Origin of the sequence: Bathymodiolus azoricus thioautotrophic gill symbiont (assembly GCF_001298715.1) — a bacterium.
Classification (GTDB): domain Bacteria; phylum Pseudomonadota; class Gammaproteobacteria; order PS1; family Pseudothioglobaceae; genus Thiodubiliella.
In genome coordinates this window covers 1-14180 of sequence record NZ_CDSC02000136.1, presented here as the reverse complement: position 1 = coordinate 14180, position 14180 = coordinate 1, and the positions used below count along the sequence as shown (strand labels likewise).

Here is a 14180-nt window from a genome sequence, read left to right as displayed (position 1 = left end):
GGGTTTTCTATTCCCAACCCCGCTAAGATTTTAATTTCCAAACCCTCCATCTCATCAGCTTCATTGTCTTTAATATGGTCATAGCCTAACAGGTGCAAAACCCCGTGAACAGCCGTATGCATCAGGTGATTTTCAAATGTTTTGCTTTGCGCCTTAGCCTCAATTTGCACCACTGCAATACAAATCACCACATCACCTAAAATAGCCACCTCAATTTCTTTAGGTAACTCACTTGGAAACGACAAAACATTGGTGGGTTTGTCTTTTTCACGGTAGGTTCTGTTCAACAGTTGAATCTCAGCTGTATCAACCAATCGAATCAATAACTCACTCCCACCATAACCTAGCTCAGCAATCACTTGCTGCAAGGTATCAGTGAGATTTCTCTCATTGAGAGATGAATCATTGAGCGTGTTTTGAATGACAACCATGCCTTTGTTTATTGTATAAAATCATTTATTTTAGTCTTAAAATATTTAACTTTGTCATCAATCCTTGAAGTTGCCATTCCTGTACCGTTAAACAAAACTTTTGATTATTTACCCAATCAAGAAGTGGCAGTTGGCGCGCGCGTAAGGGTATCATTTGGACGCAAAAAAGTTATTGGCATTGTGCTTGCACACAAAGACAAAAGCGATTTTGATAAACTTAAAACCATCGAAGAGGTGTTAGACGATGTGGCAATTTTGGACGCACCAATTTTGGACTTTTTATCTTGGTCGGCGAACTATTACCACCACCCAATCGGTGAGGTGATTTCCACCGCATTACCAAAAAATCTTCGTATCGGCAAAGAAGCCATTATTAAAAAAGTGGTTGGACTGCCGATTAAAACTAGCGAACCCAATTTTGAAACCACCAACGAACAACAACTGGCCATTGATGAAATCTCGGCTTCTTTAGATGGTTATCATGGGTTTTTATTACATGGCGTGACAGGTAGCGGTAAAACTGAAGTCTATTTACGACTTACACAAACTGTACTCAAACAAGGCAAACAAGTCTTAGTCTTAGTGCCTGAAATCGGACTCACACCACAAATGATTACACGCTTTGCATCACGACTAAATACATGCATCGTTTCTATCCACTCGCAACGCAATGAAACGCAAAAACTCGATGCCTATTTAATGGCAAAAGATGGCACAGCAGGTGTGATACTCGGTACACGCAGTGCGATTTTCACACCGATGCCAAATTTAGGTTTGATTATTATTGATGAAGAGCACGACAGCTCTTTCAAGCAACAATCTGGCTTCCGATACTGTGCTAGAGATTTGTGCTTTGTGCGTGCTAAGCAGGTCAATATCCCTGTCATCCTAGGCACGGCAACGCCATCATTGGAAGTTTTGAAACAAGTGATGGACAAAAAAATATCCCGCTTAACGCTCATGAAGCGTGCAGGTGGTGCAATTTTACCAAAAGTGAACTTGATTGATATGCGCACTGAAGCAGGCAATGCACTCTCAGCAATGCTGATTGCCAAGATGAAACAACATCTATCAAGTGGTAAACAAGTTATGCTGTTTATTAACCGTCGTGGCTATGCGCCTGTTTACTTTTGTACACAGTGTGGCTGGAAATCAGAGTGTGACCATTGCGATTCATCAATGATTTATCACCGTCATATTAATCGTCTCAAATGCCATCATTGTAATGATGAAAAAATACCTGAACAGACTTGCCCTGATTGTGGCGAACAATCATTAGAAGTATTAGGCTATGGTACACAAAGATTAGAAGAAACACTAGGTTCGCATTTTGCTGATACGCCTATTATTCGCATTGACCGTGATACCACTAGACGCAAAAAAGCCTTTGAACAACACTTAGAAAAAATCAATTCTGGCGAGCCCTGTATTATCGTTGGCACGCAAATGTTGGCAAAGGGGCATGATTTTTCTAATTTGGCAATGGTGGGGATCTTAGACATTGATGGTGGTTTATTGTCAAGTAATTTCCGAGGAACAGAGCACTTAGCACAGTTGCTAATTCAGGTATCAGGTCGCGCAGGAAGAAGCGGGCAACAAGGGGAAGTGGCTATCCAAACACGCTATCCAGAGCATCCTATTTTTAATTATGTGCTGTCTAATCGTTACACCCAATTTGCCAGTACTCTACTCAAACAACGCGCGCAAACAAAAATGCCACCATTTTCTCATCAAGCATTAATTTGTGCAAATGCTAAAGTCAAACAAAATGCACAAGATTTTTTACAAGAAATGACCAGCCTACTGAAAAGCATCAAAATGAACTCAGTAGAAATTTGGGGTCCAGTGACACCTGTAATGGAGAAAAAAGCCGACTACTACTACTCCAACCTTTATTTGCAATCCGTTGATAGAAAATCCCTACACCAAATGCTCGCCACGCTTAACCAACACACCAGCACACTCACCCTTAAAAACAAAGTGCGCTGGTATTTAGATGTAGACCCTATTGAATAAACTGCTTGTTAAATGACAACTTTAATAGCATTAGTGATTGTCAATAATTCATCATCCGTCATGTTAAATGGTGGCATGGTGTAAAGTAGCTTTCCATATGGCCTAAGCCAAACGCCGTTTTCAATCAGTTGGTTTTGGGTTTTTTCCACATCAATGTCATCCACCATTTCTACCACACCGATGGCGCCTAGAATTCGCACATCAGCCACTTTGTTGTTGTTTTTGAGTGGTAATAATTCGCTATAAAAATGTTTTTCTATGCGGGCGATATTATCCTGCCATGGTGAATTAAGCAATAAATTAATACTGGCATTTGCTACAGCGCAGGCGAGTGGGTTTGCCATAAAGGTGGGTCCGTGCATGAGTGTACCAACTGCACTTGAAATTTTATCACTAGTGAGTGTGGCAGCAAGTGTCATATAGCCACCTGTGAGCGCCTTGCCTAAGCACAAAATATCAGGCTCACAATCTACATAATCCATAGCAAATAATTCGCCTGTTCTACCAAAGCCTGTGGCAATTTCATCCAAAATAAATAATACTTTATACTGCTCACAGAGCACCTTTGCCTTAGTTAAGTATTGTGGATTATAAATCCGCATTCCGCCTGCACCCTGCACCACAGGCTCTAAAATCATAGCTGCAATGGAATCAGAATTTTGCTTTAATGCTACTTCCAAATCGACTAATGCCTCCTCCATTGACACGATAGATGGGCTTTTAACAAAATAATGCTTTGGCAATACACCTGAGAACAAATGATGCATGCCATTTTCAGGGTCGCACACACTCATTGCCCCGAATGTATCGCCATGGTAACCCGCGCGTATGGTAATAAATTTTTGTTTGTTTTTCTCACCCTTATTATGCCAATATTGCAACGCCATTTTTAGTGCGGATTCTACAGCCACTGAGCCTGAATCAGTAAAAAAAACTTTGGTTAAATTATCAGGCGTGACTTCTACTAAGATTTTTGCCAAATCAATGGCACTTTGATGCGTTAAACCGCCAAACATCACATGCGACATTTTTGCCAATTGCTGAGTGATAGCTGTATTCAACACAGGGTGATTGTAACCATGAATCGCCGACCACCACGAACTCATACCATCAATCACACGCTTGCCATTATCCAAATTCAGATAAACACCCTCAGCTGATAGCACTTGATGCGATTTTATTGGATTAGGAGCTTTGGTATAAGGATGCCAAATATATTGTTGGTCAAATGTATCCATATAACTACATTAAGAAAAGTGGTGAAAGCCTTGCCTTCCTCATAAATAATTTTTAAGCTCAGCCATTGAATCAATCACTAAATCAGGATTGGCATCACGAATATCATCACCATGATTGTAACCATAAGACATACAAATAACCTTAAAACCTGCCGCGCGTGATGCCTTAACATCACTGATTGAATCGCCCAACATCATTGCATCTGTTGGGTTAACGCCAAAGAATTTTGCAGCATGAAGCAATGGCAATGGGTCTGGTTTTTTCTTGGCTAAAGTGTCGCCAGAAATAACAATGCCAAACTCATCAAAAATACCTAAGTCTTTTAAAATTGGCAGGGTAAATTGTTCAGCCTTGTTAGTCACACAACCTAAAGTGTAACCTTGTGCTTTCATATAATCTAATCCTTCTCTCACACCCGGATATAGCGATGAACGACCTGAGATATTTTTGGCGTATAAATCCAAAAAAATCGGGTAGGCTTTGTCGTAATCATCTTGATTAACCGCGCCCTCTAACTCTCCTGTAAGAGCACGCTCTACCAATTTTGGCACACCATTACCGACCCAGTGGCGTACTTTTTCCTCGCCCCATTTTTCTCTATCCATTGCTATCATTAATTCATCAACACAATAAGCCAAATCTGGCACACTATCAACTAAAGTACCATCAACATCAATCATAATTAGTTTTGGGTTAAATTTTTTCATGTTTCCTTTTGTATTGTTAAGTAGAATAGTCAACTGAATAAGTTTTAAGGTATTTTAATGCAAAAGACAACAACAATTGGTTTTATTGGTGCGGGTAATATGGCACATGCGCTGATTTCTGGCTTGATTAACAATGGATTTGAGGCGTCAAATATCAAACTCAGCGACACTGATACAACACTATTATCACAACGAAAGTTGGAATTTAGTGTTGAAGTTTTTACCGATAACTCGCAAGTGGCTACAGGATGCGATGTGGTTGTACTAGCAGTAAAACCACAAATATTGTCAAGTGTCTGCAAGGAAATAAAAATACACACTCGCCACAGACCTTTGATGATTTCTATCGCTGCTGGCGTAAAAAGTCGTGATATTAACGCTTGGCTAGGAGGAGGCGCATCTATTGTACGCACAATGCCAAATACACCCGCACTAGTGGGCAAAGGTGCAACTGGAATGGTGGCTAATGATGCTGTGAGCGATAAACAAAAAGAATTGGCTGAACAAATTCTTGGCTCAGTTGGTGAATACTTTTGGGTGAAAGAAGAAACAATGCTTGATGCGGTAACAGCACTATCAGGTAGTGGCCCTGCTTATTTCTTTTTAATGATTGAATCAATGACCAATGCTGGTGTTGCACTCGGACTAGACAAGCAAATCGCTGAAAAACTCAGTATTCAAACTGCACTCGGTGCTAGCACAATGTCAAAGCAAAGTGCTGATTCTGCACGCGAACTGCGCGCCAAAGTTACCTCGAAAAATGGCACCACACAAGCAGCAATTGAGAGTTTTCAAGAGCAAAATTTTGAAATAATAATTTCTCACGCCATGCGTGCTGCCTTTGAGCGTGCTAGAGAAATAGGTTTTGAATTGAGTGACAATGCATAACAAACTTGACATCAAAATTCAAGCATCAAAAATTTATTTAACCCTTAGTATTTTCGTTTATTGCTTGGGTTTATTTGCGATTTGGTATTATTTTTACACGCTATGGTTAAGCGTTATTTTAAGTAGCTTGTTATCCATATGGTTGTTCTATTTTTTGCCAAAATCGCTACATCTTACGCACCCAAATTCCATTGTTAAAATGGTTTTAGACGAAGACAAATTAACGGTTGAAAAAAATGACCATTCTACCCAGCAATTCTCGGTGTTTTATCCCTCGTACCAATCTCGTTTTTTGATTATTATCAATGCTGGCAAAGAATCCGTAGTGATTTTTAAAGATGCATTGGCATCACAATCACTCTCACAACTTAACCGATATTTCAATACCAAAACTAAGACTTAAAACCGATGTTAACACCTGAAGACACCCTACGACTTAATGTACTCATTGCCACTTGTGTCGCAATTCGTGTTGATATTTATAAGTTGGCGGTCGTGGGCTTAACTGAAAACAAAAAAGAACAAACCATCACACTCAATCCATCTGGTGATAGCACTAAATATATTAAAGCGGTGCAAAAACTTTTAGTCTCTCAAATACTAGGCTCTATGGGTGGCTACCCCTCATATTTAAAGCGTTGGTCAAGAATGGGTCAAGTGGGATCGAGTAACTTAAAATCACTATTAAAAATTGGCAATATTGAAGCCGTGGTCGCAGTGGCAAATTCGCAAAACTTAAACGATGAAGTATTAGATTTAGTTTGGTGGTGCGCAACCAATACCGACCAACAAGCAGAAATTGGGCGCTTTCTTCTCACTCGAAATTTTGTCATCAAACACCCCATTGGCAAACAAATTGCCGATTATTTACTAGAATTTCTACCCTTTACCGATGACACCACGCAACTCATCGACACCACTAACTTACTACTACAAGAGGATTTAATCTCACCACAAGCAAAGGATAGATTATGGAAACAAGGGCAAAGAAAGCCCGCTTTTTTAGTGGGTTTTATTGAGAGAATGGAAGGCAATTTACCCAACAATAACAATACAATCGCATTAGATAACAATATTAAAGAATTAGAACGCGTCAATAGCGAACAAGGTCAAATCATGTTGCAAACCATCAATCACATTCTAAAAAAGATTAATCAAGAGCATGTTTTGTATCGCACCTTAGAAGTATTAGGCGCTTACCTGTCACATCCAATGGTTCAAAGACTCGCAGATATTGAGCAGTGTCAAACTCAAGCAGAAAATGTCTTAGCGCAGTTGGGCTTGGATAATGAAAAAATCAAAGCTAGATTATTGTTGGCCGGTGTTAGCGAACAATTAGTCGTGGGCACAATTTCTGCCCATAGTTTGGCTGGCTCTGCCATTCGTAAAAAACTCTCTAATGTGCTTGAATCCATTCAAGCTGCCTTAAAGCTTTTAACTACCCCAATATAAATTATCTTGCTTTTATTGTTGGCACTGGTGGCACTGGTGGTAACGGAAGAATCAATTGTTGCAAAATAGCGATCATGTCTTTACCATTCACCATTAATTTTTTATTTTGATAGTTGGCACTGGTTTGATAAAACCCATTTTTTTCTATCACCATCCCTTGCTGTATTTGCGTCTGTAACATTGGTTTAAATTTTTCCAAAATTTTAGCGCTCACCTTGGCTTTCAAATTAACAATAACTTTATCTTTTACAAACTCACCAGCTTTCTTTAGATTGTCATTACTTATCATTGCCAAAAACTGCATCATATCGCCTTTGTCAAAATCATAAATAAGTTGAAGATTTAATGTGTTGTTAATTTTTGGTTGCTTAACTGTTGTAATGTCCAAATCAATATTAAGACTAGTCACTTGTTTTACAAAAGACTTGTCAAGACCATTAGCAATATCATTAATAAGATGAGCTGGGATTTTCGTGAATTTGACATTGTCTGTATCTATTGTAGAAAGATAATGTTTAAATTTTTGCGTGGTATTTGCAAAATTTGTATTATCAACACCCTTTAATGACCAAGATGCGAACACTGTTTCTGGTAAATCAAATGGCATGACCTCAAGTTGTTTTGGATACTTTAATATTTTAACTGTTGTATTAATTTCTCCATCAGACAAATCAGACATCTTATTGTTTCTGCTTGACTTAAGATTAAAAGCAACTGCAAAACTAACGCCCTCATCTGTTGACGAGTTAAAATTCAATTTTTGAATATCAAATTTAACATCGCCAAAATAATTAAATGCATCAATAAACTCATTGATATTATAAGAAATTGATAATTCTTGTATCTTAAAAATCTGCACATTTTTATATTTAGATATGATATTTGGTATATTAAAGTTGCCATGTCCAGTGAGGTCTTGTATGTTAGTTACATCATCAAATGTCATTCGACCAATCGTATATACTGTATCTGCTTTATTAATGTTAATCTCACTAATAGTACCACTTGTGTGCACTTTATTAGAGAAAAAAGGTAAAACAGACTCAAAATTTATGACGACTTCTTTTTCTAAAACTTGATTTAACTCTGAAATAAATACATCTAATTGTTCTTTATTTTTTTGTTGATTGTCCTCAAAGCGTGGCAAAAGTTCTTTTGCCATCATCTTAACAAAATTACTCAAAGTGCTTTGAAAGCTAATTTTTGCCATGGCAAACTCTAAACCCTCATCAAAAAATACAGGTCCATATTGTATATCTTGATCAATGACAATAGGCGTCTTAAAAGCATCCTCAAGAAATCCAACAAAATCATCATTCTTGTCCAACCCTAAGTTTAATTCATCTACTAATTTACGAATGTTAATCTTAATAGCATATTGTGCTTTTGCATCAAAGAAATTAGAATCAAATTTTTTCAACTCCAACTCAACGCCCGGGTAAGATTGTTGATAAACTTGGTTTATTTGATTGACATATTGGCTAATCAATTTTTCAGTTTGATATCCAGCATACAACAAACTGCCAACCCAGACAATCAACAACGCTATAATGAAACTTAGTATTTTTTTCATGTGAAAAATCTCAACTTAAAGCAAGCCATTATAACCATTCTTTTATCTTGAAAGTACTAATTACCCCATAATAATTGCATATTAGCTATTGCTACAAGTGAGGCGGTTTCGGTTCTAAGTATGCGAGTACCTAATAATAACGACTGATAGCCTGCCTGAGTGGCTTGGCTGATTTCTGCCTTGCTCAGTCCGCCTTCGGGACCGATTAAAATAGTCGCCTGATTGACTGTATCCGTTTTTAATAAAGTTTGTTTGGAGCGGTGATGTAAGACAAAGCCGTTCACAGTGGGTTGTTGTAAAAAGTCTGTTAAATTAATAGGCGTGAAGACCCCTGGCACAACGGATCGACCTGATTGTTCACAGGCGCTAATCACAATTTTTTGCCAATGAGATTGGCGTTTGGTTAATTTTTCGCCTTTGAGTTTAACCACGCAGTGTTCAGTCAAAATAGGGATGATTTTATTGACACCTAATTCCACGGCTTTTTGTATTAAAAAATCCATCTTTTCACCTTTAGCAATGCCTTGTGCCAAGGTGAGATGGAGTTTTGATTCAGAAGGGTTTTGCGTTTTTTCTAAAATTTGGACGGTGCAGTTTTTTTTCGTTTGCAATACTTCAGCGTTATAATTTAACCCATCGCCATTAAACAAGATGATGTTTTGCCCTATTGGAAAACGCAATACTTTGGTTAAATGATGTGCACTGAACGCATCTAGCGTTAATTCCTCGCCAACAGATAAAGGGGCATTGTGATATAAACGCACATTTTTCATAATTTAAGCAAAGGTCTCACTTTATAATCCTTAAAATGATACCAAAAAACAGACGAGAAAAATTACTAAGCCAGTTTGATGAGGGTGCTTTGGTGATTATTAGCACCAATCCAGAGCAATATCGCAATGGCGATGTGCATTTTCCTTTTCGCCCACATAGCGATTTTTGGTATTTAACAGGCTTTAAAGAACCTGAGGCAGTTGCTGTTTTTTCAAAAGATTACTATACGATTTTCTTACAAGAAAAAAATCTAGAACGAGAAATTTGGGATGGCGAGCGCCTAGGTGTTGCTAAAGCAGCGCAAACTTTAAATGCAAACCAGGCCTATCCTACCAACAAACTAAAAGTACAATTACCACAACTGATAAAAGAGGCAACAACGCTGTATTATGATTTCAAACCATGTGCGTTAGACGATGAAATTATTCAATGCTTGGATGGTGTAAAAACTCAATCGCTCGGTGAACACCTGCACGAAATGCGCCTGATTAAAGATGATAGTGAGATTGCATTAATGCAAAAGGCTGCTGATATTTCCGTGCACGCCCATCAGTTAGCGATGCAACAAGTCAAAGCAGATTTGTTTGAATACGAGATTGCCAGTATTTTTGATGCAGAATTTAGAAAAAATAACACCGAACACGCTTACACACCGATTGTAGCAGGTGGGGGGAACGGGTGTATCTTGCATTATATTAAAAACGATCAAGTGCTAAATAATGGTGATTTGTTATTGATTGATGCAGGTTGTGAAGTTGGGGGCTATGCCTCAGATATTACGCGCACTTTTCCAGTGAATGGCAAATTTAGCAAAGCACAACGACAAATTTATCAGATTGTACTAGATGCACAACTTGCTGCTATTGCATGTATTAAACCAGGTGAAATAGTTACTAAAGCGCATCAAGTTGCCTCGCAAATCATTCAACAAGGTTTAATTGATTTGGGAATTTTACAAACAGATGGATACTTGTCACAGTTTTATATGCATGGCACAGGGCATTGGCTAGGGTTAGATGTGCATGATGTGGGTAGTTATCGGCAAGGCAAACAACATCGTCAATATGAGATAGGCATGGTAACGACTGTTGAACCTGGTATTTATATTCGTAAGAGTGATAAAATTAACTCTATTTACTGGGATATTGGTATTCGTATTGAAGATGATGTTCTGGTTACGGATAATGGTAATAGCGTTTTAACCAAGGCACTGGTAAAAGAAATTAACGACATAGAGAACTTAATGAAATGAATATACAAGAAGCAATAAAAGCAGTCATTGCAAAACAAGATTTAAGCGAAGACGAAATGAGCACGGTGATGCGCGATATTATGACCGGCAAAACCACAGGCGCTCAAAATGGTGGATTTTTAGTGGGCTTGGCGATAAAAGGTGAAACAATCGATGAAATCACCGCAGCTGCAAAGGTAATGCATTCGCTGGCATCTGCGGTAACGGTTAATAATGCCAAGCATTTAGTTGATACCTGTGGCACAGGTGGCGATGGTCTGGGATTGTTTAATATCTCCACTGCTTGTGCCTTTGTAGCTGCAGTGGCAGGTGCACAAGTCGCCAAACACGGTAATCGTAGTGTTTCTTCCAAATCAGGTAGTGCCGATGTGCTGGAAGCAGCGGGCGTTAATCTTCATGTGACGCCAGAGGCCATTAGTAAAAGCGTGGAAAAAATCGGCGTTGGTTTTATGTTTGCACCCACACACCATTCGGCAATAAAACATGTTGTCAATACTCGTAAAGAGTTGGCGGTGCGCACTATTTTTAATGTCCTAGGTCCGCTAAGCAATCCAGCAAAAGCACCTCATCAAGTGATGGGTGTTTATGACAAGGCTTTGGTTGAACCGATTGCCAATGTGCTCAAAAGCCTAGGCTCTAAGCATGTGATGGTGGTACATTCTAAAGATGGATTGGATGAAATCTCAATTGCCGATGATACTTATGTTGCTGAACTCAAAAATAACAAAGTAACCACTTATACCATCAACCCAACAGAATTTGGCTTGCCATTAGGTAATTTAGACGACATCAAAGCACAAGATGCTAATAGCTCATTGGCACTCATTCAAAAAGCACTAGATGGTGAAGAGGGTGCAGCGAAAAATATCGTTGCACTCAATGCTGGCGCTGCAATTTATGTATCAGGTGTAGCTGATTCACTACAAGCAGGTATCGACAAAGCAATAAAAATTTTAAACGATGGCTCAGCCCACCAAAAATTAGACGACTTTGTTAAAGAAAGCACGGGCTGTTAATATAAAGGACTTATTTATGAATAAAGATAGCAACTTAATCTGGATTGATTTAGAAATGACAGGCTTATTGCCAAAAAAAGACACCATTATTGAAATTGCCACGATTGTTACAGATAAAGACCTTAATATTTTGGCAGAAGGTCCAGCACTTGCCATTCACCAAAATAATGAGATTTTAGAAGCTATGGATAAATGGAATACTGAGCACCACACCAATTCTGGCTTAGTTCAGCGCATTAAAGACAGTAATGTTTCTATGCAACAAGCTGAAAAACAAACGATAGATTTTCTACAAGCCCATGTCAATCCAGGCGCCTCGCCAATGTGTGGCAACACTATTTGTCAAGATAGAAGATTTCTTTACAATTACATGCCTAAATTAGAGCAATTTTTCCATTATCGTCACATTGATGTCACCACACTAAAAGAATTAGCAGCGCGTTGGAAGCCTGAGGCAAAAATGATTCGAGAAGGGGAATCTGCACACTTAGCATTACTTGATATTAAAGACTCTATTGACGAACTTAAACATTACCGAAAAACTTTTATTAAAATTTAGTTTTTCGGTGTAATTATTGGCTTTTTCAAACTAACATCATAAAAATTTGTTTTTTATGGCGGTAATACGATATAATCAAAAAAATATTAAAAATATGCAAGGTGATATTACAATGAACAATAAATTAAGTCAAGAGTGTTTTGATTCTGCAAAGAAGTCCGCCAAAAAAATTGCTACTATTGAAATAGTAGCAGAACCAAAATTTTATTTTGCCGAATCTCAAGAATCAAATTCAATTGACGAGGACTTTATTGCTTCATTAGAAAAAGGTGAGCACCTTGATGATAATTTTTTAGATACAGCTGAATAAAAACACTTATGTCACGCAGTGTTGAAATTATTTATAAGCCTTATTATAGAAAAATTTTATCAGTTTTTACAAAAACCCTGCCAAAATCTTACGAAAAGTATACGGAGATAACACAAACCGCTTGTGACGATACCTCTTATTTAGAGATGGAGCGAGATTTTGTGAAATGCGTCGAATTCTACTCGGAAGAAATATTTATTGCCACTTCATCTAAAATCAACACTTATCTTAATGACTTCTTAGTGATGCCCAAGGGATCTATTGATGAATTTAAAATTATTTTCTTTTTAGCACAAAGATTATCATTTTTTCTAAAAAGAGATGGTTTAGAAACTGCCTCAAAAATTGTTCTATCTACTATGATTGGACTGCTTGATGATCGTCTTATAACAGTTAATGCTAAACGCCCCGTATTAACAAAACAAACCATAAAAATGATCCATTCAAACACCTTGTTTGAAAAAACAGGGGAAGTTGGATTATATCTAACTTACAAGTGTCTGTATAAGCACGCTGAAAAAAATCAAAACATCTCCTAAAATCTGGCTATCTCCTGCAAAAATTAACTTATTCTTGCATATTAATTCTAAAAGAGAGGATGGCTACCACAACCTACAAAGCATTTTTCAATTATTAGACTATTACGACGAGCTCACAATATCTATTAGACAAGATGGCATCATAGCACGCACCAATGGCAATGAAGATATACCAGAACAACAAGATTTAATTATCAAAGCAGCACAAGCACTACAAAAAGCAACGGGTACAACAAACGGGGCAGATATTTCAGTAGTGAAAAATATTCCTACCGGGGGTGGCTTGGGTGGTGGTAGCTCAAATGCAGCAACGACACTTATTGCACTCAATACATTATGGGGCACAAAACTCTCAAAGCAACAATTAGCAGAAATTGGCCTAGCGCTGGGTGCTGATGTGCCAATTTTTATTGCTGGACATAGTGCTTGGGCAGAAGGCGTGGGGGATATTTTGACCCCCATGAATCTGCCAAAACACTACTTTTTAGTGGTCTCTATCAATAAACAACTCTCAACCAAAGAAATTTTCTCGCATAAAGCATTGACAATATCGCCCACTATAGGGAAAATACACCCTTTCTCAGAGTTAATCAATCCACACAATGATTGTCTTGAGGTTGCCACCGAGTTGGAAGGCGAAATTTTAGAAGCATTAGTGCATTTAAAATTATCCAAAAACCACTTATACCAGCCGAGAATGACAGGCACAGGAAGTTGTGCCTTTGTGGAGTTTAAGCATGAGAAAGATGCTTTGGTAGCCCTTAATAATCTACCAAGCAAATGGTCGGGTTTTGTAGCACTTGCACTCAATACCTCGCCGAATTAACCCACCTTGTGATGGGTTAAACTTTAATTGGGCTGTCGCCAAGCGGTAAGGCAACGGGTTTTGATCCCGTCATGCGCAGGTTCAAATCCTGCCAGCCCAGCCAATTTCCCTTCTTTACTTTGTCTTTTTACTTTCTACTTTGTTGGATTTGTAAAAACACTGAGTCTTTTAGGTTGTGTTGTCTAAATTTTTGCATATTTTTAAAATCTGCCGTACTAGCGCGCTCTGGTTTTGTTGCGCTCTAATCCAAGGTGTCTTGCTTTACCTAAATCATAATGAAGCTTTAACAATCCAAAGGTTTTCTCAACAATATAACGAATGGATGAACCCTGTTTGTTTTCTTGTTTTTGTTGGATGTTTTTTCAAGACATGATTGGTTTTTTAGAGTTGTTTTAGATGAGTATTATTTTACTATACAGGAGGTTTGTGATTTTTTTTAGTCGATTTATGCAAAGGCCTCAACAGTTCATACAAATCCCTAAAACTCTGACTATGAAAATTAAGAAAATATGTCAGAAAATAAGTTTTGAATTATGAGTGGCTCTATTTTTGGATTTTTGGGGCGCATAAAAAAACTTTGACAAAATTGTTTTTAAAT

Annotated in this window: 15 protein-coding genes and 1 tRNA gene; 11 read left to right on the top strand and 5 right to left on the bottom strand. The window is 38.0% G+C overall.

All coding sequences use genetic code 11. The features are described 5' to 3' along the window. Nucleotides 1–431 (bottom strand): rRNA maturation RNase YbeY (gene ybeY / locus BAZSYMA_RS02680; RefSeq protein WP_090715364.1); only part of this gene is annotated, 431 nt, incomplete at its 3' end. Between ybeY and priA the strand changes: the two genes are divergently transcribed. Beyond that, nucleotides 417–2447: a replication restart helicase PriA gene (gene priA / locus BAZSYMA_RS02675; protein WP_241502529.1), complete on the top strand. Its 2031-nt coding sequence runs from the start codon at nt 417–419 to the stop codon at nt 2445–2447. The two genes, ybeY and priA, sit on opposite strands and share 15 nt — an antisense overlap. Before the next feature lie 8 nt (nt 2448–2455). On the opposite strand, the gene bioA is transcribed toward priA, so the two are convergent. Continuing rightward, complete coding sequence (gene bioA / locus BAZSYMA_RS02670) at nt 2456–3685, bottom strand: adenosylmethionine--8-amino-7-oxononanoate transaminase (protein ID WP_090715361.1); 1230 nt, start codon at nt 3683–3685, stop codon at nt 2456–2458. Between the two features lie 39 nt (nt 3686–3724). Beyond that, nucleotides 3725–4393 carry a phosphoglycolate phosphatase gene (locus BAZSYMA_RS02665; protein WP_090715359.1) on the bottom strand — a complete coding sequence of 223 codons (669 nt, stop codon included), beginning with the start codon at nt 4391–4393 and terminating at the stop codon, nt 3725–3727. 57 nt (nt 4394–4450) lie between these two features. Here BAZSYMA_RS02665 and proC point away from each other — a divergent pair, with 57 nt between their 5' ends. The 3 genes from proC to BAZSYMA_RS02650 are packed head-to-tail and all read left to right on the top strand — an operon-like array spanning nt 4451 to nt 6733. Then, nucleotides 4451–5281 (top strand): pyrroline-5-carboxylate reductase, encoded by an 831-nt coding sequence (gene proC / locus BAZSYMA_RS02660; protein WP_090715357.1) that lies wholly within the window; start codon nt 4451–4453, stop codon nt 5279–5281. Then, on the top strand, nt 5274–5684 hold the full coding sequence (locus BAZSYMA_RS02655) for a hypothetical protein (protein ID WP_090715355.1): 411 nt from the start codon (nt 5274–5276) through the stop codon (nt 5682–5684). The genes proC and BAZSYMA_RS02655 overlap by 8 nt, the downstream gene beginning before the upstream one ends. A 5-nt stretch (nt 5685–5689) precedes the next feature. Further along, a complete protein-coding gene (locus BAZSYMA_RS02650; protein WP_090715352.1) occupies nt 5690–6733 on the top strand; it encodes a hypothetical protein in 1044 nt (347 codons plus the stop codon). Between the two features lies 1 nt (nt 6734). Here BAZSYMA_RS02650 and BAZSYMA_RS02645 read toward each other — a convergent pair whose 3' ends face one another. Further along, nucleotides 6735–8306, bottom strand: coding sequence for a DUF945 family protein (locus tag BAZSYMA_RS02645; RefSeq protein WP_090715349.1), 1572 nt, complete (start codon nt 8304–8306; stop codon nt 6735–6737). A 56-nt stretch (nt 8307–8362) separates the two neighbouring features. After that, on the bottom strand, nt 8363–9079 hold the full coding sequence (locus BAZSYMA_RS02640) for a 16S rRNA (uracil(1498)-N(3))-methyltransferase (protein WP_090715347.1): 717 nt from the start codon (nt 9077–9079) through the stop codon (nt 8363–8365). A 35-nt stretch (nt 9080–9114) separates the two neighbouring features. Between BAZSYMA_RS02640 and BAZSYMA_RS02635 the strand changes: the two genes are divergently transcribed. The 7 genes from BAZSYMA_RS02635 (at nt 9115) to BAZSYMA_RS02605 (ending at nt 13685) form a co-directional block, all read left to right on the top strand. Beyond that, nucleotides 9115–10332, top strand: coding sequence for an aminopeptidase P N-terminal domain-containing protein (locus tag BAZSYMA_RS02635; RefSeq protein WP_090715345.1), 1218 nt, complete (start codon nt 9115–9117; stop codon nt 10330–10332). After that, nucleotides 10329–11348, top strand: a complete 1020-nt coding sequence (trpD, locus tag BAZSYMA_RS02630) for an anthranilate phosphoribosyltransferase (RefSeq protein ID WP_090715342.1) — start codon at nt 10329–10331, stop codon at nt 11346–11348. The genes BAZSYMA_RS02635 and trpD overlap by 4 nt, the downstream gene beginning before the upstream one ends. A gap of 16 nt (nt 11349–11364) precedes the next feature. After that, nucleotides 11365–11907, top strand: a complete 543-nt coding sequence (orn, locus tag BAZSYMA_RS02625) for an oligoribonuclease (protein ID WP_090715340.1) — start codon at nt 11365–11367, stop codon at nt 11905–11907. 112 nt (nt 11908–12019) lie between these two features. After that, nucleotides 12020–12217, top strand: coding sequence for a hypothetical protein (locus tag BAZSYMA_RS02620; protein ID WP_143243074.1), 198 nt, complete (start codon nt 12020–12022; stop codon nt 12215–12217). A gap of 8 nt (nt 12218–12225) precedes the next feature. After that, a complete protein-coding gene (locus BAZSYMA_RS02615; RefSeq protein WP_090715335.1) occupies nt 12226–12756 on the top strand; it encodes a hypothetical protein in 531 nt (176 codons plus the stop codon). A gap of 34 nt (nt 12757–12790) precedes the next feature. Continuing rightward, nucleotides 12791–13582: a 4-(cytidine 5'-diphospho)-2-C-methyl-D-erythritol kinase gene (ispE, locus tag BAZSYMA_RS02610; protein WP_237731775.1), complete on the top strand. Its 792-nt coding sequence runs from the start codon at nt 12791–12793 to the stop codon at nt 13580–13582. Nucleotides 13583–13610: 28 nt separating this feature from the next. Beyond that, nucleotides 13611–13685, top strand: a tRNA-Gln gene (locus BAZSYMA_RS02605). Nucleotides 13686–14180: the final 495 nt, after the last annotated feature.